17 protein-coding genes are annotated in these 21,910 nt (G+C 44.9%); 4 read left to right on the forward strand and 13 right to left on the reverse strand.

From position 1 onward, the window contains the following. Positions 1-232: 232 nt before the first annotated feature. The 11 genes from NCCP133_RS18500 to NCCP133_RS18550 form a co-directional block, all read right to left on the reverse strand. On the reverse strand, positions 233-1,498 hold the full coding sequence (locus NCCP133_RS18500) for a TRAP transporter large permease (protein ID WP_264806745.1): 1,266 nt from the start codon (positions 1,496-1,498) through the stop codon (positions 233-235). A 28-nt stretch (positions 1,499-1,526) separates the two neighbouring features. Continuing rightward, a complete protein-coding gene (locus tag NCCP133_RS18505) occupies positions 1,527-2,060 on the reverse strand; it encodes a TRAP transporter small permease (protein WP_264806746.1) in 534 nt (177 codons plus the stop codon). Positions 2,061-2,122: 62 nt separating this feature from the next. Then, positions 2,123-3,175 carry a TRAP transporter substrate-binding protein gene (locus tag NCCP133_RS18510; RefSeq protein ID WP_264806747.1) on the reverse strand — a complete coding sequence of 351 codons (1,053 nt, stop codon included), beginning with the start codon at positions 3,173-3,175 and terminating at the stop codon, positions 2,123-2,125. A gap of 509 nt (positions 3,176-3,684) precedes the next feature. Further along, positions 3,685-4,798, reverse strand: a protein-coding gene (gene prfB, locus NCCP133_RS18515; protein WP_264806748.1) for a peptide chain release factor 2 whose coding sequence is annotated in 2 segments (ribosomal slippage) — positions 3,685-4,725 and positions 4,727-4,798 — 1,113 coding nt in all. Because the reading frame shifts where the segments join, the coding sequence is not laid out codon by codon here. Between the two features lie 275 nt (positions 4,799-5,073). After that, positions 5,074-7,587, reverse strand: a complete 2,514-nt coding sequence (gene secA / locus NCCP133_RS18520; RefSeq protein ID WP_264806749.1) for a preprotein translocase subunit SecA — start codon at positions 7,585-7,587, stop codon at positions 5,074-5,076. Between the two features lie 492 nt (positions 7,588-8,079). After that, a complete protein-coding gene (locus NCCP133_RS18525; protein WP_264806750.1) occupies positions 8,080-9,072 on the reverse strand; it encodes a nuclease-related domain-containing protein in 993 nt (330 codons plus the stop codon). 301 nt (positions 9,073-9,373) lie between these two features. Then, positions 9,374-10,432, reverse strand: coding sequence for a YecA family protein (locus NCCP133_RS18530; protein WP_264806751.1), 1,059 nt, complete (start codon positions 10,430-10,432; stop codon positions 9,374-9,376). 395 nt (positions 10,433-10,827) lie between these two features. Next, positions 10,828-11,667, reverse strand: a complete 840-nt coding sequence (locus NCCP133_RS18535; protein WP_264806752.1) for a DUF1028 domain-containing protein — start codon at positions 11,665-11,667, stop codon at positions 10,828-10,830. A 13-nt stretch (positions 11,668-11,680) separates the two neighbouring features. Beyond that, complete coding sequence (locus NCCP133_RS18540; RefSeq protein ID WP_264806753.1) at positions 11,681-12,211, reverse strand: chromate transporter; 531 nt, start codon at positions 12,209-12,211, stop codon at positions 11,681-11,683. Next, positions 12,208-12,783 (reverse strand): chromate transporter, encoded by a 576-nt coding sequence (locus NCCP133_RS18545; RefSeq protein WP_264806754.1) that lies wholly within the window; start codon positions 12,781-12,783, stop codon positions 12,208-12,210. The genes NCCP133_RS18540 and NCCP133_RS18545 overlap by 4 nt, the downstream gene beginning before the upstream one ends. A 148-nt stretch (positions 12,784-12,931) precedes the next feature. After that, entirely contained in the window at positions 12,932-14,542 is a 1,611-nt protein-coding gene (locus tag NCCP133_RS18550) for a gamma-glutamyltransferase family protein (RefSeq protein ID WP_264806755.1), read from the reverse strand. A gap of 370 nt (positions 14,543-14,912) precedes the next feature. On the opposite strand from NCCP133_RS18550, the gene NCCP133_RS18555 reads away from it, so the two are divergent. From NCCP133_RS18555 to NCCP133_RS18570, 4 genes are all read left to right on the forward strand, one after another. Continuing rightward, on the forward strand, positions 14,913-15,041 hold the full coding sequence (locus tag NCCP133_RS18555; protein WP_264806756.1) for an FbpB family small basic protein: 129 nt from the start codon (positions 14,913-14,915) through the stop codon (positions 15,039-15,041). Between the two features lie 68 nt (positions 15,042-15,109). Continuing rightward, positions 15,110-15,499, forward strand: a complete 390-nt coding sequence (locus NCCP133_RS18560; protein WP_264806757.1) for a sporulation protein — start codon at positions 15,110-15,112, stop codon at positions 15,497-15,499. A gap of 537 nt (positions 15,500-16,036) precedes the next feature. After that, positions 16,037-17,014: a BMP family lipoprotein gene (locus NCCP133_RS18565; RefSeq protein WP_264806758.1), complete on the forward strand. Its 978-nt coding sequence runs from the start codon at positions 16,037-16,039 to the stop codon at positions 17,012-17,014. A 13-nt stretch (positions 17,015-17,027) separates the two neighbouring features. Continuing rightward, positions 17,028-18,689, forward strand: a complete 1,662-nt coding sequence (locus tag NCCP133_RS18570; RefSeq protein ID WP_264806759.1) for a methyl-accepting chemotaxis protein — start codon at positions 17,028-17,030, stop codon at positions 18,687-18,689. A 277-nt stretch (positions 18,690-18,966) separates the two neighbouring features. On the opposite strand, the gene hpf is transcribed toward NCCP133_RS18570, so the two are convergent. Together hpf and NCCP133_RS18580 are read right to left on the reverse strand one after the other, a co-directional pair. Further along, on the reverse strand, positions 18,967-19,521 hold the full coding sequence (hpf, locus tag NCCP133_RS18575; protein WP_264806760.1) for a ribosome hibernation-promoting factor, HPF/YfiA family: 555 nt from the start codon (positions 19,519-19,521) through the stop codon (positions 18,967-18,969). Between the two features lie 409 nt (positions 19,522-19,930). Further along, positions 19,931-21,496: a plasmid pRiA4b ORF-3 family protein gene (locus tag NCCP133_RS18580; protein ID WP_264806761.1), complete on the reverse strand. Its 1,566-nt coding sequence runs from the start codon at positions 21,494-21,496 to the stop codon at positions 19,931-19,933. Positions 21,497-21,910 lie beyond the last annotated feature (414 nt).

Raw genomic sequence — 21,910 nt, forward strand, 5'->3', positions numbered from 1 at the left:
CCTTCTCACTCTGGCACCCCGGTTAATTCAGCCATTTAAGCGGAACCGGAATCATTTCCGGGAATAGGATCAGCAGCACCAGCACAATTGCGGTTTATCATCCAAAACCAGTTATTGTTCTGCATTGTAAAACACGGTTTTGCCATATCCGCAAAAAGTGAACAGCATTTTTTGATCACCGATAAAATGCTGTTAAATAGAAATCGCATAGGTCTTTCCAATTTAGTCAGGTTTATAAGAACAATAGTGACAGCTGCGGAGCAACAATGATGACCAGCAAGGTAATAACCATGGCAATGAAAAACGGCACAATCGCTTTTGATAACTGCTCCAGTGATAAACCGGATATCCCCGCTCCTACAAACAGGTTTACACCAAGCGGCGGTGTTATAAATCCAATTGCCAGGTTTACGATCATAATAATCCCAAAGTGAATTGGATCATAGCCAATCTGCAGAGCAACCGGCAGAAGGATTGGCGTTAGGATGATAATGGCTGCAATCGTGTCCATGAAACAGCCGACAATCAATAGCAATAATGTAATCAGCATCATGATGATGAGCGGCTCGCTGGAAATCGACATCATCGCTTCCGCAATCTGATTTGGTATTTGTTCAATAGTCAAAAGTCGGCCAAATGCTGTTGCAGCTCCCACGATCACGAGCACTGAGGCTGTCGTTAAAGCAGAATCAACAAAAATCTGCGGAAGGTCTTTAAATTTCAATTCTTTGTAAACGAATACACTGACAACTAAGCCGAATACTACTGCGACAACTGCTGCTTCTGTCGGTGTGAAGATCCCGCCGTATATGCCGCCTAAAATAACGACCGGAATCATGAGGGCCCATTTTGCCTCCCAAATGGCTGTCAAAATCCCTTTGGCGGTTGTTTTTTGGTCCGATCCGGTATAGCCCATTTTTTTCGAATGGATATAAGAATAAATCATCAAGCCGATTCCAACCATGATCCCTGGAATAATCCCGGCAATAAACATATCGCCGATCGACACGCTGCCGGATACGCCGTAAATAACCATCGGAATACTTGGAGGAATGATGACACCGATGGAACCTGCCGCAGCAACAACAGCAGTGGCGAAGCGTTTGTCATACCCTTTTTGAACCATGGCCGGAATCATAATCCCGCCAATGGCTGCTACGGTTGCAGGACCTGAACCGGAGATTGCCGCAAAAAACATACAGGTGATGATGGTAGCCATCGCAATCCCGCCAGTTTTATTCCCGACCATTGAATCTGCTACATTAAATAAGCGCTTGGATATTCCGCCCTTTCCCATAATTTCGCCGGCGATAATAAAGTATGGGACAGCCAGCAGCGGAAAAGAGTCAACAGAGTTGGTTAATTCCTTCATCAGGAACTCGACCGGCATTTCGCCGGTATATAAAATCGTGAATAGTACCGCTAACCCGATTGCGATTCCTATAGGAACGGTAAAAAATAGAAATACTGCAAATGAACCGAATAATACCCCTGCCATTCAGAACTTACCTCCTTCACAAAATCTTCTAGATCGCATTAATGTTCTGCCCTACATCTGACGGAAGCTCCTGGTTTTTACCAAAGTTTTTAATGTCTCTCACATTGCCAATCATGTTTTGGATCAATCGGATTCCCGCAAGCCCCATGCCAACGGGTGGAGCCAGATACACAATGCCTGTTGGAATTTGAAGTGCAGGTGTTGTCTGTCCAAATAAAAGCAGCTGGGATGCGATGCCATAGCCATAAATCGCAACATATACACAGAAAATGAAAAAGAGGATATTAGAGATGAGTGAAAAATATATTTTCGTTTTGTCTTTAAATAGCAATAATGCGGCATCTACTTTAATGTGGCGGTGATGCTTGACCGCGTAGCTGATCCCAATGTAAATGAGCCAGATAAAGCAGTACCGCGCGAGCTCCTCGGACCAGGAAAGTGAATTTGACATCACATAACGCATAAAGACTTGTAAAAAAATCACGGCAACCATGACAGCCGACAAAAGGAACAGTATGTACTTTTCGAGGTTTTCATCAAGCCATTTTAGTGGTTTTAGCAAACTGGATCGCCTCTTTTCTTTAAAAAGGGGCCGGCCATCAGGCGACAACCGGCCTCTCTTTTTTATTTTGCCTTATCAACCTCAGCAAGGAATTCATCTACAATTTCAGCACCGATTTTATCTTTATATTTATCGATTACCGGCTTTACAGCTTCCTGGAACTTTTCAAATTCTCCATCTTTGATTTCTGTGAAAGTCATTTCCTTCTTTAGTGTTTCAAGAGATTCATCCGCAACTGCACGATTGCGCTCACGATTGAATTTCCCAGCTTCTACTGCAGCCTTTGAAACAATTTCCTGCTGCTCAGCAGAAAGCTGTTCCCAAATCTCTTTGCTGAATAAGAAGATAAACGGTGTGTAAACGTGATTTGTATTTGAAACATGCTTCTGAACCTCAGGGTACTTACTTAACAAAATCGTTGGGTATGGATTTTCCTGTCCATCGATTGTGCCCTGCTGCAATGCAGTAAACAATTCAGTGAATGCCATTGGTGTCGGGTTTGCACCAAGAGCTTTCCAAGCGTCTAAGTGAATTTCATTTTCCATTGTACGGATTTTCAAGCCTTTAACATCTTCCATTGCGGCAACAGGCTTTACATCGTTTGTTAAGTTACGGAAGCCATTTTCCCACCAAGCAAGACCAACAAGACCCTGACTGTCAACCATCTCAAGCATCTTATCTCCAAACGGTCCATCCAGAACTTTGTCTGCAACTTCTTCATTTGGAACCGTGAATGGAAGGTCGAATACTCCGAATTCAGGAATGAAGTTAACAAGCGGTGATGTAGATGGAATCGTGATATCAAGTGTACCGAACTGAAGCATCTCAATCGCAGAACGGTCATCTGCAATCTGGCCGGAATGATACACTTCAACTGTTAAATCATCGGATTCTGCTTCAACCAATTCTTTAAACTTCATAGCCCCTTCATATTCAGGATGCTTGTCATTTACCCCGATGCTAACCTTCAGCGTACGCTTCTCTCCTTCGCCGCTTGCACTATCTGATGAACCTTTTTCAGAAGCGCCTGTCGAGCTTGAGTTTCCCCCGCAGGCTGCTAAAACCATTGTGCTGATCATTAAGATACTAAGAAATAAAATCGATAGTTTCTTCATAAATTTTCCCCCTCAACTATTTTTAAAAATGATAGTTAATCTGATTTTCTGCGCTATCATTGGAAGTTTCATAGTGACTTTTCCGGCAATAAAACGCTTTCATACTTCTGTAAAAAAAATCGGTCTATGTATCACCTCTTTTTAATTGTTTTACATTATAAAACTCTGTTCTGCATTCGTGAACTTATTTGTATTGTAACGTTAGTAGGTTTTAGTTGTCAAACTATTTTTTATATTCAAATCGAATAATAAAATTTAAACTATTTCAAAAAAATTAATTATTGGTTTCGAGATATAGAATATAAAAGATTTATCGTTCTTAATTATATTTTGATAAAGCTTTTTTCGCGAAAAAAATTTTCATCCGCAGAGAAATTATCTTTTCTTCCTATTTAAGAAAAGCGCAGGGCGCCTGAAGCTAGACCGTTTTCTAAGTTCAAAGGGATATAAATTCTGATATTATAAAAAAAAGCCAATGCCGGAAGTCTTCCGGCATTGGCTTCTACTTTTTAGTCTTGGGACAAACTTAATTTTGAGCGAAGGTATGCATTAATAAAGAGATCCAGGTCGCCGTCCATGACTCCCTGGACGTTTCCGGCTTCCGTGTTGGTGCGGTGGTCTTTTACCATGGAATAGGGATGAAAGACGTAAGAGCGGATTTGGCTTCCCCAGCCGATGTCTTTTTGTTCGCCGCGGATTTCAGCGAGTTCTGCTTCCTGCTCTTCAATTTTCTTTTGGTAGAGCTTTGCTTTGAGCATTTTCATGGCTTGTTCGCGGTTTTTAATTTGAGAACGTTCTGTCTGGCAGGATACTACCACTCCAGTTGGAATATGGGTAATGCGGACAGCCGAGTCAGTCGTATTGATGTGCTGGCCGCCTGCACCGCTTGCACGGTAGGTATCCACTTTCAAGTCTTCCGTACGGATATCAATTTCAATTTCGTTGTTAAATTCAGGCATAACCTCACAGGAAACGAATGAAGTATGGCGGCGGCCTGATGAATCAAACGGCGAGATTCGGACAAGACGATGTACGCCTTTCTCCGCTTTCAAATAACCATATGCATTATGGCCCTTAATGCCGAGTGTAACACTCTTGATTCCTGCTTCATCTCCCGGCAGATAATCCAGCGTTTCCACTTTGAAGCCTTTTTTCTCTGCCCAGCGTGTATACATGCGCAGAAGCATTGAGCCCCAATCCTGTGATTCGGTTCCGCCTGCACCTGGATGCAGTTCTAGAATGGCGTTGTTTTTATCGTGCTCCTCGCTTAGGAGCAGCTGCAGTTCGAAGTCTTTCAGGTGCCTTATCAACTCTTTGAGCTCACCCTCAAGCTCATTCTGCAGATCTTCATCGCTTTCTTCTTTTACAAGTTCATACGTCAATTCCAGGTTTTCGAACGTTTCATTTAAATCATTAAATTCATTTACCTGATCCTTCAGGGCATTTGATTCGTTGATGATACCTTGTGCCGCCTGCTGGTCATCCCAAAATCCCGGCTGCAGCATGACATCGTCAAGCTCTGCGATGCGCGCCTCTTTGTTTTCTAAGTCAAAGAGACCCCCTAAAGTCCGCTAATATCTTAGCTGTTTTTTCCAGTTCATTGCGAATATCTGCTAATTCCATTCCAGTCACCTCAAAAATTATTTTTGCCTATTATCGCTTGTTTCTCTCTGAAGGGCATATTTCATTCGAATACCGTTCAGAGGAGTTGGGCATCGTTTGTTTCTAAAATAATGTTCCCAAAATCCAAATATTGTGGGCGCAGCCTCCACTTATTCTCTATGAAGAACACCTGAGTTCTTAGGTGCCCGCCCGATTCCCCTGCCCTCTGCATAACGCGGAGCCCTCACCTTTTTTACAAAGAGAGAAGCCGGCAAAGCTGTTGCCGGCTCGGTAGCTTATTTCTCTGCACCACAGCAGTTTTTATATTTTTTGCCGCTGCCGCAGATGCAAGGGTCGTTGCGCCCGATGTCCATTTGCTTGACGACTGGCTTTTTCTTAACTTTTTCTCCGTCTTCCTTCGGATTGACAGCTTGGCCTTTGGCCACTTCCTGGCGCTCAAGGTTGCTGCGGATTTCTGCTTTCATGATATACTTGGCAATGTCTTCTTCAATCGCTGCAATCATGTTCTCAAACATGGCAAAGCCTTCTCCCTGGTACTCACGAAGCGGGTCTGTCTGGCCGTACGCACGAAGGTGGATACCCTGGCGAAGATGGTCCATCGCGTCGATGTGGTCCATCCACTTGGAGTCAACAGCACGAAGCACGATCACTTTTTCGAATTCGCGCATTTGCTCAGGGCTAAGCATTTCCTCTTTTTCATTATAGCGTTCTTTGACCTTGGCAAAAATGGTTTCGACGATTTCTTCTGTATCCTTGCCACGGATATCGCCCGCTGTCAGGTCGCCTTCATTTAGAAGGTTTCCATTTACGTAGTCAATGATGCCTTGGAAGTTCCAGTTTTCCTCGTCTTCATGGCCCGGTGCATATGCTGAAACATTGCGTTCGATGCTGGTCATGATCATTTTTTCAACGATTTCTCTTAGGTTCTCAGACTCAAGAACTTCGTTGCGCTGTCCATACAGGATTTCACGTTGCTGGCGAAGAACATCATCGTAAGATAGAAGCTGTTTACGCGCATCAAAGTTGTTGCCCTCAACGCGTTTTTGCGCAGATTCAACCGCTCTTGAAACCATTTTACTTTGGATCGGCTGGGTGTCATCCATGCCCAGGCGCTCCATCATCGATTTCATGTTGTCAGAACCAAAGCGGCGCATCAGTTCATCTTCCATGGAAAGATAGAACTGAGTGACACCCGGGTCTCCCTGACGGCCGGAACGTCCGCGGAGCTGGTTGTCGATCCGTCTGCTTTCGTGGCGCTCTGTTCCAATCACGCATAGACCGCCAACTTCCTTAACGCCTTCTCCCAGCTTGATGTCCGTACCGCGTCCTGCCATGTTTGTTGCGATTGTAACAGCACCCTGCTTACCGGCATCCAAGATGATTTCCGCTTCACGGCCATGGTTCTTCGCGTTAAGAACGTTATGCGGAACCCCTTTTTTGCTTAGGTATTTAGAAATAATTTCAGATGTTTCGATTGCCACTGTACCGACAAGAACAGGCTGTCCATTTTTGTAGCGCTCGGCGATATCCTCTACAACAGCGCGGAACTTGCCGTCCATGGTTGCGTAGATTAAGTCCGGTCGGTCGTCACGGGCGATCGGGCGGTTTGTCGGAATGACAACCACGTTCATATTGTAAATATTGCGGAATTCCTCTTCTTCCGTTTTTGCTGTACCCGTCATACCGGCAAGCTTTTCATACATACGGAAGTAGTTCTGGAATGTAATCGTCGCAAGTGTCATGCTTTCGTTCTGAATTTCGAGGCCTTCTTTTGCTTCAATCGCCTGGTGAAGACCATCGCTGTAGCGGCGCCCCTTCATCAGACGGCCAGTAAATTGGTCAACGATGACGATTTCGCCGTCCTGAACGACGTAGTCAACGTCAAGATGCATGCTGGATTGGGCTTTCAGGGCCTGTGTAATATGGTGGTTAAGCGCCACATGGGTGATGTCGAAAAGATTTTCGATCCCAAAAGCTTTTTCCGCTTTGGTCATCCCTTCTTCTGTCAGCTGAACACCCTTAGTTTTCTCATCATACGTGTAGTCTTCATCTTTTTTCAGGCGGCTGACAAACGCATTTGCCTGGATATAAAGCTGAGTCGATTTTTGCGCAGATCCGGAAATGATCAGCGGTGTGCGCGCTTCGTCGATCAGAATGCTGTCAACTTCATCGATAACGGCATAATGAAGCGGACGCTGAACCTTCTGCTCTTTGTAAAGAACCATGTTGTCGCGAAGATAGTCAAAGCCAAGCTCATTATTTGTGCTGTATGTGATGTCAGCCGCATAAGCCGCCTGCTTTTCTTCTTTGGAAAGTCCGTTTAAGTTAAGACCAACAGTCAGTCCAAGGAATTCATAAAGCTGACCCATTTCGGTGGCGTCACGGCTTGCAAGGTATTCGTTGACTGTTACAACGTGAACGCCTCTGCCCGTTAGTGCATTGAGGTAAACCGGCATTGTGGCCGTCAGTGTTTTACCTTCACCGGTTTTCATCTCGGAGATATTGCCTTCGTGAAGAGAGATCCCCCCCATTAGCTGAACCGGGTAAGGGTATAGGCCAAGAACACGCTTTGCTGCTTCGCGGACAACCGCAAAGGCTTCAATCAGCATGTCGTCGACGGATTCTCCCTTTTGGCAGCGAGCCTTGAATTCCTCTGTTTTCGCGCGCAGCTGCTCGTCCGATAATTTTTCGGTATCAGATGCCAGCGCATCGATTTGTTCTGCCATTTTGGTGAGACGTTTTAATTCGCGTTTATTTTGATCAAACACTTTATTTAAAATCCCAAGCATTAAAAACGCTCCTTTATGTTGGATAATCAGAAAAGCGCAAGCGCCACGATAGGATGGAACGCAAACTAAAACCGCCACGTCCTCCCAAAAGCTACCGTTTTCGGTCGTGCGATGTATCGCTGCCGTAGCTTTCCTTGTCCTGTGGCAACGTCTGCATGACCCGCTTCCCCGAAAAAGCTATCGCTTTTCCTTCGTGCGATGCTAATTCAAGGAAGACTTCCTTGTCCTGCGGGCCACATGCATAAGATGGGCCCCGGAGGAAGGCGTATTTTGCCTTCAGCAGGGGAACGGTTTATGACCTCGAGTCCCTAGGCGCTGGAGCTAGACATGTCTAATATTAAAGTCAATTTTAGGCCTATACATCAATTGCATAGGTAGTAATTAAAAAAGATTCGCTTTTTGCCGGCGGAATCCTCCCATAAAAATTCAAATTATTTCTTATTAATATTACCACTTTGGGTAGGGGGTGACAACTTATGCCACACGCCGCGCTTATTCTAGGTTCTTAATTTGCTGGCAAGCAGGCGGCGGGAGATATACCCTGCCTTTTTTTGTGCCGGAATAAGGCAGCTGCATCGAGGTAAGAAGTTTTTTGGCTATATCTCCCGAAGGAAGGTTTAGAAAGCCGCAGATTTTCTGATTGGTTAAGGGAGCGTGATTGTTTAGGAGAAAAATGTCTTTGACGGCATGAAGGTGAGCTTCTTTATCTTTGGATTGGCATTTGAGGCAAAACCATGTTCCAAAGTGGCGCTTCATCGGTCTATGTGAACACGATTTGCAAATGACTCCTGTTTGAATATCGGCTGGCGGAATTCCGTAGTATTCCAGAATGTCAAACGAAAGTGGCGTATGTTCTTTTATTAGTGCACGAGAGATCTTCTTTAGATCCTTTAAAATGAAAATCTCGTTCCTGTATGCAGATTTTACTTTTTCAATACTTTTGAGAAGGAATTGGACATGCTGGACTTTTTGCAGCATTTTGGCATAGCCGGGAGCGGCTTTGAGGATCGTGGAAGGTTTGCTGATGATGACGAGAAACTCAATCGGAATGGCAGCATTGCGCTTTTGGAGCCATTTTTTCAGCTCAGCACATTGCTGGGCTGCCTGTTCAATCGGATTGGGATATCCTTTGACTTCTCCCTTGCTATTCGTTTGGATTAATTGATTAAAATCCGGGTCGAAATATAAGGTTCCGCTGTAGTTTTTCACTTCTAAAATTAAGGCGAAATTGGAGTTGAGGAGCAGCGTGTCAATTTGGAAAAAATGTTTGTCGTTTGAGAGGCGAAGATCGTGGAGGATTATGTACTCTTTTACTGGCAGTTTCCTTAAATGGAAGTCAACTGCTTGTTCTCCTTTGTAGCCAGCTAATCGTCTGGTTTGATCTGACTCAATATCTGGTCGCTTCGGGTGGTTTTTCGAGATTCGTTTTAGCAGGGCATGATTTTTTTGAATCCTTATAGGTAAAAATCGGTCTTTTTCAATCAAATACAGCACTCCTTATTGTAATTTGAAAATAAAATTCTCTTTCTGCACCCAATATTCCTGCCAGATCGATTCTTTTTTCCACTCCGAAATCATTTATTTGGTCTCCTTGCTGGGATTATCGGTCAAATTTTTATTTTATCGGTTAGTTTTTCGTTTTATCGGTCAGTTTTCATTTTTATCGGTCAGTTTTTCGTTTTATCGGTCAGTTTTTCCATATATCGGTCACTTCGCGTCCTAGCAACATTCCAGCATAATCAATATGAAAATAAGAAAAACGGAGGGCCTGCGCCATCCGCTTAAATTAAGAATTCGATGATTCAATTAAATTGCGAATTGTATCTTCTACTTCATTATAGATTTCACCATAGTATATTGATACGCGGCTTGCATTGATGCCGTACTTTTCGCCGACTTCCTTCTGCGTTAACATTTCGTTTGTATCAGCGATTGTAGTAACAAGATAGCGAAGACCCGCCACATAATTGTCTGGCTTTTTCACCTGTTTGCCTGTTTTCTCAATGTAATCCATCCAGAGGGAAACTCCCATGCCGATGATCCATGGCTCTTCGCCTGCCGCAATCATGTCGTCTCTGAAAATTTCAGCCACCTGCTCAGCACCCTTGCTCGGCCAATCGAAGTTGTCGATGGATGACGCTACGGCCAATTTTGGTGTTTCGTGCATCAGATCTACGAAATATTCTGCCAGGTATTCTTCCGGGTCATCATAGCCTGTTTCTTCGAAGGAATATTGAATATAGTCTTCGAATTGTGCAGCATTTTCTTTCGGCAGATCAAAAATAGCCGGGAATGCCAGGTACTCTTCTCCATATGGGAGAAGGAGTGCAAATGCATAGTTCCCCTGTTCAAACCCATTCAAATCGTCAAAAAGGGAAACGTTATAAATCTTGCCTGTTAAGGTATCCTTAATGACAGCTTGATCTTCTGTCACTTCGGTCAATACGCCAGCCACTGCCTTGCCTTCCGTCCAGGATTGCAAGATCCTTTTTAAGCGCGGGCGCGTAATGTAAGGTAATTTCTCTTGCATATAATCGTGCATAACTGAGACTTCTTCCTCTAATGTGCCGAAAAGAATATACCAGAAAGAGTGAACAAATTCATAAAACTGTTTCTCTTCGCCCTCAGTATCCTCGAGTATATCAATAAGATCTGTAAAATCATCTCGTATATCATCCTCATAATGGGTTAGCGCAAATACCCTCGCTTCCTTTTGAAGCTCAATCACTTCATGGTTCAATACCTCTTTGATCGAAACGGCATCCTTCTTGCCGCAGCATTTCTTATACTTTTTTCCGCTGCCGCATGGGCATGGGTCGTTTCTGCTTATTTTTACTGTTGACATTTCTAAAATCTCTCCTACAAAATTTGTTTAACTCTATTATCCTAACATTTATCAGCAATTTAGGCATTATACAAACGATTGAAAGATTTAGGCAGACCGCATTAAGATACTGCTAGTTCATGTTTTTATTGAGAAAACTTATTTCGGTTACTACACCATGTTTATCGGTCAGATTTTTATTTTATCGGTCACTTTTTCATTTTTATCGGTTACTTTTTCAATATATCGGTCACTTTTTCATTTTTATCGGTTACTTTTTCAATATATCGGTCACTTTTTCGTTTTATCGGCCACTTTTTCAATATATCGGTCAGTTCGCGTCCTATCAGCTTTCCACAAAGCACATAGGAAAAACAAAAAACGGAGAGCCTCCACTCTCCGCTTTTCTGGAAATCTTAATGCTTTTTCATATAATCCAAAACATCCAGATCAATCTTTCCCGCTTCCTGCTCGCGGGCTTCGAAGTTTTCGGTGTGGATGTAGGCAGTCAGTGCTTTTAAAAGCTGTTCGCCCGCGTGGCCTGCTTCTAAATAGCCATGGCGAGTCAGTTCACGAACCAATTCTTCTTTTACCTCGCCTTCAATGGAAGCTATACGCTCTGCCTTTGAAGGAGCAAAATAAAGCTGCTGCAGACCAAAGATGCGGATCAGCTCTGTAATCGGTTCCGGATGGTCATCGACGCGCAAATCGATGTAGCGGTCGTTGAATCCACCGTATCCGCCAGCCTCCTTGACCACCAGAAGTGCTGCCGATTGCTGGCCGCGGCTGTCACCGCCCGCTGCCTGGCCTGCATTCAATGCCGCCAGCAAACGTTCCGCGAGTGATCCTTCCGTGCTTATGAACGTCTGCCCCATTGCCTGAACCGTTTTCTCATCGACTAAAATATTCCCCTGTGCGGCAAAGTGAGGCCCCGTCATGCCGCCTGCCCAGTCGTAGCAGCCTTCCCCCGTGAAGGTTGCCGGATTCCCCATCCTATCCAGCAAACCGACCTGGCGAAGCTCTTTTTCAGGATCATCTTTTGTAATGATTTCAAGTGCCTCCTCCGCTGTTTTCCCCTCATCCATCAGCTGAAGAGCACGCGGGCCATACGAAGTATTAGCATAAGACTGGGTCGCAACCGCTCCAACTCCCGCTTTGGCGAACGGCACCACAGCGCCAACAGCTAAAAACTTCGACTGAACCGCAATTCCCCATTCTTTTTCTTTTGGATCGTATCCTATAATTGAAAATGTCATTTATGAATCCTCCCTATGCTAATACAAGTCCCCCATAAACGAGCGCTCCGGCAATGACGTAAGCCGGATGCACTTTGAGCTTTTCCATGAGGAAAAAGCTCAGGATGCCAATGAACAATGTCTGCCAGATGCCGGCGCCTTCATAAGCCGAGAAAAAGAAATCATACGTCATGATGCCAAGCAGCACAGCGATAACCGGACGAATGTAAGTCGTCATCCGTTTGACGCGCGGCGATTCCTTATATTTCATCAGCAGCCCGAGCAAGGTGATCATCAGAATCAATGATGGCGCAACAGTAGCAAATACCCCAACGATTGCTCCAATAACGCCTCCTTGCTGGTAGCCAATATAGCCGGCCATTTTCGTCGCAATCGGGCCGGGCAGCGCATTGCCCATCGCAAGCATTTCACTGAATTCAGTGGTTGTCAGCCATTCATAATGATCTACTACTTCATTTTCAACCAAAGGAATGGATGCCGGTCCCCCACCGTATCCAAGAATCCCCGGGATGAAAAATGCCAGAAAAATCTGTGCGTATATCATGCTGAACTCTTCTCCTTTTTCGCTTCACTTTTTTCAAGCTTATCCTTTTTCAGGAGAGCGGCCGCCAGCAAAGCAAAAATGATGATGGCGGGATGAATATTTACAAATTCAAGAAGAACCAAGCTTGCCGCTATAAAAAGGAGTGTCCAGCCCCAGCCAAGTGAAGATTTTGTCGACTTTTTCACAAAGTCCCAAGTCAGCGTTGCCAGCATGACGGCTACAACCGGAACAACAGCCTTTGTCATGCCTGCCACCCATGGCTGGTCTTTGAATGTATTTAATGCCGTAAGAAGTATTATCATAAGGACAATGGTTGGAACCATCGTAGCAAAAAGTGCAATCACCATGCCAAGAATCCCGCCGACACGAAAGCCGATATAGCCGGCCATTTTCGTCGCAATCGGGCCGGGCAGCGCATTGCCGAGGGCCAGCACATCGCCAAATTCATCTGTATCCATCCATTTATATTTATCGACAACCTCTTTATGAACAAGCGGAATCGACGACGGCCCGCCGCCATAGCCCAAAATGCCCACTCTGAAAAAAGCCCAAAAGATGTCAAGCTGCTTCATGATGCCACCACCTCTTTTCGTTCTGTCTAAAGCCCTGCCTTCCTGTCCCGGAAAAGCAGGTGAAGGAGCGGCTTTTATCTGGTCCGCTCCCCATCATGGTTTATATAATTATTTTACGCTTATATGCGCGCTGTTTCCTCGTTTTTTATTACCAGGCAGCAACGGATCCGTCTGTACGCGATTCCGTTCCGCCCATAAGGACGCCCGTTTTCGAATTGCGCCAGATGATTTGGCCGCGGCCGAATCCGCCGGTATCAAGGGTTACTTCAATTTGGTGTCCTTTGCGTGCAAGGGCCTTTGCAATATGGTTCGGGAAGTTTGGTTCCACTTGAACCTTTTTGCCTTCGATCCACTGCCATCTTGGCGCATCCAATGCAGCCTGCGGGTTCAAATGGAAATCGACGGTATTCATAATCACCTGCATGTGGCCCTGCGGCTGCATATAGCCGCCCATAACACCGAACGGTCCGACTGCCTCTCCGTCCTTTGTCAGGAAACCGGGAATGATGGTGTGATATGTTTTCTTGCCCGGCTTCAGTGCATTAGGGTGCTCAGGATCAAGGGAGAAATCGTGTCCGCGGTTTTGCAGAGCAATGCCTGTTCCCGGAACGACAAGGCCGGAACCGAAGCCCATGTAGTTGCTCTGAATGAAGGAGACCATATTGCCTTCAGCATCGGCTGTTGCAAGGTATACCGTTCCGCCTTTGTGAGGCTGGTATGGCTCAGGTGTTAGCGCCTCGTCGCCAATCTCACTGCGGCGGGATTCGCCATACTCTTCGGAAAGCAATTCTTCAACCGTTACGCTCATATCCGCTGGATCGGTAATAAATGCCTTGCCGTCGGTGAAAGCTAACTTCATGGCTTCCATTTGTTTGTGGTATGTATCCACGGTGTCTTTATCGCCGAACTCAAAGCCTTTGGCGATATTCAACCCTAGAAGAGCTACAAGCCCCTGACCGTTCGGCGGGATTTCCCACACATCATAGCCGCGGTAGTTGACCTTGATCGGATCCACCCATTCCGCTTTGTAATCTGCAAGATCTTCTTTTGATAAAAAAGCATTGTATTTTTTCGAAAAAGCATCGATTTTATCGGCGATTTCACTGCGGTAAAAGCTTTCGCCGTCTGTTTCAGCGATCGACCTTAAAGTGGCCGCATGGCCTTCCGAACGCCAAACTTCGCCCACTTCCGGGCATTTATCATTTGGAGCAAATGTTTCAAACCAATGCTGGAATTCTTCGTCCGTGAAGATTTGCTTGAATTTTTCATAAGCAAATTTCCAGTACTTGCCGAGGATTGGGGTTAAAGGATAGCCTTTTTGTGCATAATCAATCGCAGGCTGAAGAACTTCTTTTAAGGGAAGCTTGCCGAAACGTTTGGATAGCTCTGCCCATGCAGATGGCGCTCCTGGCACGGTAACAGGCATCCAGCCGTGCACTGGCATTTTTTCATAGCCTCTTTCCTTTAAAGCTTCGATGGAAATGGACTTTGGAGCCGGTCCGCTTGCATTCAAGCCATGCAATTCTCCCTTCGTCCAAACAAGCGCAAAGGCATCGCCGCCGATTCCGTTTGAAGTGGGTTCAACCACTGTTAAAGCGGCAGCTGTGGCAATCGCGGCATCGATCGCATTCCCGCCTTTTTTCATGATATCGAGTCCGGCCTGTGCAGCTAATGGCTGGGAAGTAGCGACCATGCCATTGTTCGCCATCACGGTCGTGCGCTGTGAAGGGTATGGGTGGTTTTGGAAATCAAAGTTCATGTGGCTCACCTCTGGTTAAATTTACGGTTCTTTAGTTCTGATTATAGCAAATTATATAAATATTATGTTAGTATTTATTTCGTATATCTAAACTTCTGTTTTCTTGTTGATTTCTTTATCAAAGTTTTGTATGATAAGGCTATAAATTCAATAATCATTCTCCTAAAGGGGAGTAGCTTTTACAGCAGAGTCGTCATTACGGAGCATCCGCTCTCGGCTTTGCTGGCAATCTAAACAATTGTTAGCAAGACCTTTACCCATTCGGTAGAGGTCTTTATTTTTGGGCCTTTACCAATCGCGGTAAAGGCCTTTTTTCTAAACAGGCCCACACCGCGAATGGTTTGATTTTATAAAATGGAGGAATAGGGATATGAAGAAGAAAATACGATATACATTGGATGAACTGATCAAACAGAATAAAGAGGAACTAATGAAAGACAGACTGCAGCTTGAAAAAATCGAAAAAAAATTGGATGACAGAAAGGTGAAAAAGATGTAGCGAATAGATGAAACTTTCTCATCACTTTCACGTAATAATTGTTAAAACAATTAGAGGAGAGATTTTTGTTGATTTTACGAAAATACATGTCCATGCTTGGAATCGGTTCTGCCAAAATTGATTTACAGCTGCCGAAGCATCAATATGCTCCAGGCGAGAATGTGACTGGCATATACCTGATCGAAGGCGGTACCATCGAACAGCAAATCAAGCGAATTGAATGTGACCTTGTCATGACAACCCATTCCGATAAAAAGGAAGACGTGATCGGGACATCGACGATCCTATCTACACAGGTGATTCAATCCGAACAAACCAACCGGATGGACTTTCACTTTCAGCTGCCTGAGGATATTCCATGCTCGACTTCAGACTGCACTTTTCAGTTTAAAACAAGGCTGATCTTTAACGAAGGCGTGAAAAGCGCGGATTTGGATAAGATCATTATTACAAATTAAAGAATCAAAAGGAGGAAAACCTGCGGTGTAAAATAATCCCCTCTCATAGAAAAAATATAGAAAAAATAAACTCAGAGGAGATTTGCAATCCATTGAAAACAGCGACTTTGCAAAAGTGGCTTATTATTCTAACTTTTTGAAGCATACTTGAAACCAGCTGCCAATCGGCCGTCACACTAGACGTGAAAAATCCGCCGCGAATACAAACGGCGGCAGCAGCACCCTTTCAGCGATCAACCTAGAACCTAGTCACACTCTAATCCGTTCGTCCTGCAGCAGATGGTAACGATGGCACCAAATTCGCTGAAGGAGAAAGATAAGGTGCTTGCGGAATAATGATTTGAGAGCCTGCGATTTGCAGGCTTTTTTTATAATATCAGAATTTATATCCTTTTGAACTTTGATAACGGTCTAGCTCCAGGTGCCCTGCGCTTTTCTTATTTTCCTTTTTAGGTAAAAGGTCTGACTTCAGACTTAACAACTCCTCCTTTCTGCCGATATAAACGGTGGCTAAATCTTACAACCTGGAGGTTCACCTTGAAAAAACTACTACCTATTCTACTGATGTTCACATTGTTTTTATCAGCTTGCTCAGCCGCTGAGGATAGCGCTGCGAAAGGGAAAGAATATAAAATTGGCATTCTCTTATCCGACACAGGTCTAGGGGATGAGTCGTTCAATGACTCTGCTTTCCGCGGGCTTGAAAAGGCCCGAGACGAACTGGACATTCTTTTTGACTACAAAGAAGCTCCGGACGGCAATTTTGAAAAGCCGCTGGACGAGCTAGTCAAAGAAGGAAATGACCTTGTAATTGGGCTTGGTTTTTCCGTACAGGAAGCACTTGAGAAAACAGCGGAAAAATATCCGGATCAGCCATTTTTGCTGATTGATGCGGTCTCAGAGCTTGACAATGTTGTTTCCCTTACGTTTAAAGAGCATGAAGGCAGCTTCCTTGTCGGGATGCTCGCTGCCATGACGAGTAAGACGGGCAAGCTTGGATTTATCGGCGGCCTTGATGTACCGGTTATTCATCATTTCGAAAACGGATTTATCCAAGGAGCCAAACATGTGAATCCGGAAATTGAAATTTCAATCGAATATGCTGGATCATTTGGTGATGCTGCACTTGGCGGTAAAATCGCAGAGAAGCAAATTGCTGAAGGGGCAGATTTCATCTATCCTGCCGCAGGCTTTACCGGTTTTGGCGCATTGAAAAAAGCGGAAGAAAGAGGCGTGCTTGCGGGCGGTGTCGATTCCGACCAGTATTTCGTCGCTGAAAAGGCAGTCGCGGCATCTATGATGAAAAACATCGATGTAGCCGTTTTTCATATGGCAAAAACCTTAGCCGAAAACGGCAAAATTGAAGCATCCTCCTATGAATGGGGACTGGCTGAGGATGGGGTCGGCCTATCCGAAGTCCGGGTTATTTCCTTAACAGAGGAACAAAAATCCCTGCTAAAAAAAGCGGCCGAAGAGATTATTGATGGAAAAATCTCAGTGAAAGCTGAGAAATAAAGGAGCACCGACGATGACATTACGAAAACGCCTTATTATTGTTACGCTGATCCCGCTCGTCCTATCGGTCAGCATGATCGGCTTTATCATATACCAGACATTAAACATCCAAAGCTCTGCTGAAAATGATATAGAGCTCCTTCTGCAAGTGAAGGACCTTGAACAAAGCCTGGTTGTGACAAGCCAGTCGCTGTCCAATTTCACGTATAATTCAAGCGATGCCAACAAAAACCAGGCCCTGACCATGCTTGCAAATGTCCAGGAAAACCTGGCTTCGCTTTCTTCGATTGCGACGGTTTCCGAGCACAAAAGGATCATTGGCAACATGGAAACAAAGTACGCCGAACTTTCGAAAGCCGCCACTGAAGCCTTCAACAATGGCAGCAAAGCGGAGATTAAGCGCCAAAGCATCAGAATCTCCGGCATTTTAAATGATATGCACCTACTGAAAAAACGCACAAATGAATGGTATGAAGGCATCCTGCAGGAAACGAACAGCAAAATCGGCTTTATAACCTCTTCCTCCCTGATTGGAAGCGGGCTGCTGATCTTTCTTTCCGCTATTTTTTCCTGGATCGCAGCCAGAAAAATCACAAAGCCCATCAATGCCATTGTGGAAAAAGCAGAGAAAATATCAGAAGGCGATCTTACTGCCGACTTATCACAGCTTTCTTTTACAGAAAACAGCCGCTATGAAGTGGACAAATTGTCGGAAGCTTTTTCAAAAATGGTCGTGAATTTGAAAGGAACGGTTGGATCCATTGAAGAGGTCAGCCAGAATGTGAAAGGAGTTGCCGAGGACGTTGCCGCCTATATGGAAAGCTTGAATGAAAGCAGCAGCCAGGTGGCCATTTCCACAGATGAACTGGCAAGAGGAAGCCAATCCATCTCGGAAGATGTCCAGTCAATGGCAGAGCTGATGAGCACAATGGGCGAGCAATTTGCGGCAGTCCACCATTCAAGCGAACAAAGTGCAACCAAAAGCACACATGCACTGGAATCTGTTAACCAGGGCAGAATCTCACTGAAAAAACAAATGAAGCTTGCCGAAGAAATCTCAAGCTCCTCCCATCACATTAAAAGCTCAGTCAGCGAGTTTGCCCAGTATGCGAAAGAAATTGAAGGTGCTGCCAACACGGTGAAGGACATTGCCGACCAAACCAATCTCCTTGCACTGAACGCAGCCATCGAAGCAGCCCGTGCCGGAGACGCCGGAAAAGGATTTGCGGTTGTGGCCGAAGAAGTCCGGAAGCTTGCAGACTCCACGTCAAAAGCGACTGATTTGATAACATCCATGGTCAGCCACATCCATAAAGGCATCAGCACGATTTATTCCGCAGCCGAACAAGGATACACCCTCTCAAGGGAGCAGTCCGGGGCGATGAGCGAAACAGAACAGACTTTTGAAGCCATTTCCGACCATGTAACCGGCATCCATGGCCACTTGGTAAGCTTAGTTTCAGATATGAAAGCATCCAGCGAAATGAGCAAGCAGGTGATCTCGGCAGTGGAAAATATCTCGGCGGTAACCGAAGAAACCGCTGCAGGGACAGAAGAAATTTCCGCTTCCACAGAAGAACAGCTTAGTGCCTTTGAACAGGTAATGCTGAAAGTAGAGCAGCTTCAGGAAATGACCGGTGTGATGGAGCGGGAATTGGAGAAGTTTAAAATCTAGTAAGCTCGTTACCTGCGATATTGTGAACGATGCAAATAGAAGGTGGAGAACTGCTAATCGGACTAAGAAATTTGCCAATAGCAGGGAACTTGCTAATCGAGACGGCTTTCTTGCAAATAGAAGTGGAAAACTGCTAATAGGGCCTGCCTTACTGCAAATAGAAGATGGGAAATTGCTAATAGGACCGGCTTTCCTGCAGAGTAAATTCAGCAAACAGACTGCACCTGCGTAAACAGACGAAACCCCCGCTTTTGACGGCGGGGGTTTTTCTTTATCATTATTGAGCTTCAATTAAACCATAGCGGCCGTCTTTACGCTTGTACACTACATTGGTTAAGTTAGACTCTGCATTTGTGAATACGTAGAAGCTGTGGCCCAGCATATTCATCTGCAGGATAGCCTCCTCGCTGTCCATCGGCTTTAAGTCAAAGCTTTTTTGGCGGACAACTTCAAGGTCATTCTCTTCTTCTTCCGCTGCTGGCGGCTCTGTTTCATCCAGCTGGGAAAATACAGCCGTCATATTGCCTTTTTCGCGGAATTTGCGGTTTACTTTTGTTTTGTGCTTGCGGATCTGACGTTCTAATTTATCCGTAATCAGGTCTATAGCTGCATACATATCATCATGATCTTCCTCTGCACGAAGAACCAGGTTTGGCATCGGAATGGTTACTTCCACTTTAGAACGGGTATTAGTATACGTTTTCAGGTTTACATGTACATTGGCATTAGGAGTTTCAGCGAAATACTTGTCTAGCTTAGAAATCTTCTTCTCTACGTAGTCTCTGATTGCTGGAGTTACCTCAATGTTTTCACCACGAACGTTGTAATTCATAAGTGAACTCCTCCTTTTCATTATACAATAACGGCTTTCTCCAGAACGCCAGCCGCGAAAATGAACAGCTAAAACCAAAGCGTCTGAAAAGGAATGCCTAGTCTTACAAGTATATTAAGACTATGTATTTATATTTCTATTTTACCCTGAAAAATTCCTGCTGAAACCGAGAAATTCTTTACGGTTTTTTGTCTAGGCTCTTTTCTCATAGATTATTTAGCCCGCTGATTTCAGCATGGAATACCTGCTTTCCGCGAGGAGGCACAGCGCTCCTCGGACGCTCCTGAGTCTGAGGGGGCTCCCGCTCATCCAGCACATGCAATAACAGTGAGATCCGCAACAGGTCTGCCGGCGAACCCTTCGGAGCAAAAGAATATTGGCTCGCATCCCCTTCCCGCTGTCCAGCAATTTATCTGAACTGGAACATCTGACTCTTCACATTCTCCACAATCGGCAACCTTTCAAGCTGCATAGCGGAAATCCGTAATTTTTCCAAGACAGGCTTTAGGATCAGGTAGGTGCTTTGTGTCACCCATACTTCTCGAGGGCTGGCTTGGATGTGATTTACTAGTTGAATAAATGCCATTTGAATTCTCGCCTCTCTGTCTTCTTTCGAGAACAAATCGTGAAAGACAACAGTATGTCCTTTTCTCTCGGCAGCCAAAAAGACTTCAGGAAAATAGGGCTTATCATCAGGTGAATCCTGAACGGCGTTTAGCGTGTAAAAAACCCCAATCTCAAGCGGAGTGTTATATTTCTTCTTTATGGACTTTACTCTTTGAAGGTCCAGGTCACTAATCAGAAGCTTGCTTGACTCTCGGGCTGCATCCTCCGCCAAGACAGGGATGATCTTATCCGTCCATACCACCTCGCCTTGTTTTCTTGCCGGCACTTGTGCATAGCAAGTGTCACGCTGACTGAAGCGATCGGCAATTTCCAAGCCTTCCTTCACCTTATAGCAGACGTCGAACGCCCGTTCTAATATAATCGAGAACCATTCTGCTTCTTCATCTGATAAAAACCAGGGATGGTAGCCTGGAACCAGGCTGCGGAATAACGGCCATTTATTTTTCCCGCGGAATGAAATACCTTCCGCTTTAATGATGTCATAATCTTCCGGTGAAAGCGCGTTGCGATTGTCAAAGCTTAATACCATACTCCGATTTTCAAAAAAGGCAGCTTCGTTATCATACTTCCCGCTTAAAACGCCCTTTAAATATTGAAGCCCTTCATTTCCGATAAAAGCAGCCAGCCCAAACTCTTGCCCGGCTGCTCCCATGATCGAACAATACGCAAGCTCGCCGCTCTCCGGATGCTGCACCGCAAAAATCTGGTCATCGTCAAGCCACTGCCAAAGAGCCTGCTCATTAAACTCCTTAGCAAGCTGCAACAGCCTCCTGCGGTTACTCCCATTCCTATGATGATCTTCCTGCACCTGGGCTGCACTCTCTGCCGTACGGGCAATTGAAGTTAGAGCATCGTTAATGTCCGCCTGCAGCTCTTTCGGGTTCAGCTCCTCCCTCTCCCCTTCACCTTCCCAGAATCCGCCGCTATCCTCTGCAGCAGGCCCCCGCATGGCTTTCACACAGTACGGATAGGTATGGCCCGGCTCCACGGGAAGAATTTTCTCCAGCACAATCTCATGCCGCCAATCATCACCGAAATCGTACACATAAACAAGCTTGTCCTTCTCCTTCACAAGCCAATTGGATAGTTTCTCTTCCCGCTCATCAAACTCATATTCTGAGAAAAATACCTGTTCTTCGTCATTGACTCCGATGGAAATGAACCTGTCGGTCAGCCTCATCCCGTTCGTCTTTCTTGCCTCAAAACAATGCAAATGGTAACCCTGCCAATCAAATGCCAGTTGAATCGTTTCATGAAGCTCCGGCAGCATCAATTCACTATCCACCAGCAGCCTGCGCCAAATCGGCGGACTTGTATGCTGAAGCAGGATTTTTAATTGGTAGATCATAAAAAACCTCTTTTCAATAAAGTGTATACGACCATTATGGAAAAAAATGCGGAAAAATAAAAGTATTTGGAGTTTGTTAAAGTGTAATATATAAAATTCTGCCGTTTTAAGAGCAAAAAAACCTATGAATCGGCTGACTTAAAGTTCGATTTACAAATTGCGGTCACCCTATTACGATACATATAAGAAGTAAAGTATTATTTAGGGAATATATATTGAGGGATTTTGTGGATGAAGTCAAAGCTAGAAAAAATCATGGAATGGTATGAAGTCAATTGGATTGTCAAAAAGTCATGAAAAATGATTTCGACTAACACTGGAAGTGAAAAACGGGGAATGTGGGGTCAGCGTATAATGGCAAATAAGTCAAGGGTCCAATTAAGATAAAAAAGACCGACCTTAAGCAGAACTCTC

Source organism: Cytobacillus sp. NCCP-133 (assembly GCF_026011715.1).
Lineage (GTDB): Bacteria > Bacillota > Bacilli > Bacillales > Cytobacillaceae > Cytobacillus.

Bases quoted from the DNA above. Each gene is read 5' to 3' on its own strand.
- NCCP133_RS18500 (WP_264806745.1), bottom strand. From the start codon at position 1,498: ATGGCAGGGGTATTATTCGGTTCATTTGCAGTATTTCTATTTTTTACC.
- NCCP133_RS18510 (WP_264806747.1), bottom strand. From the start codon at position 3,175: ATGAAGAAACTATCGATTTTATTTCTTAGTATCTTAATGATCAGCACA.
- secA (WP_264806749.1), bottom strand. From the start codon at position 7,587: ATGCTTGGGATTTTAAATAAAGTGTTTGATCAAAATAAACGCGAATTA.
- NCCP133_RS18530 (WP_264806751.1), bottom strand. From the start codon at position 10,432: ATGTCAACAGTAAAAATAAGCAGAAACGACCCATGCCCATGCGGCAGC.
- NCCP133_RS18535 (WP_264806752.1), bottom strand. From the start codon at position 11,667: ATGACATTTTCAATTATAGGATACGATCCAAAAGAAAAAGAATGGGGA.
- NCCP133_RS18540 (WP_264806753.1), bottom strand. From the start codon at position 12,211: ATGATATACGCACAGATTTTTCTGGCATTTTTCATCCCGGGGATTCTT.
- NCCP133_RS18545 (WP_264806754.1), bottom strand. From the start codon at position 12,783: ATGAAGCAGCTTGACATCTTTTGGGCTTTTTTCAGAGTGGGCATTTTG.
- NCCP133_RS18550 (WP_264806755.1), bottom strand. From the start codon at position 14,542: ATGAACTTTGATTTCCAAAACCACCCATACCCTTCACAGCGCACGACC.
- NCCP133_RS18555 (WP_264806756.1), top strand. From the start codon at position 14,913: ATGAAGAAGAAAATACGATATACATTGGATGAACTGATCAAACAGAAT.
- NCCP133_RS18570 (WP_264806759.1), top strand. From the start codon at position 17,028: ATGACATTACGAAAACGCCTTATTATTGTTACGCTGATCCCGCTCGTC.
- hpf (WP_264806760.1), bottom strand. From the start codon at position 19,521: ATGAATTACAACGTTCGTGGTGAAAACATTGAGGTAACTCCAGCAATC.
- NCCP133_RS18580 (WP_264806761.1), bottom strand. From the start codon at position 21,496: ATGATCTACCAATTAAAAATCCTGCTTCAGCATACAAGTCCGCCGATT.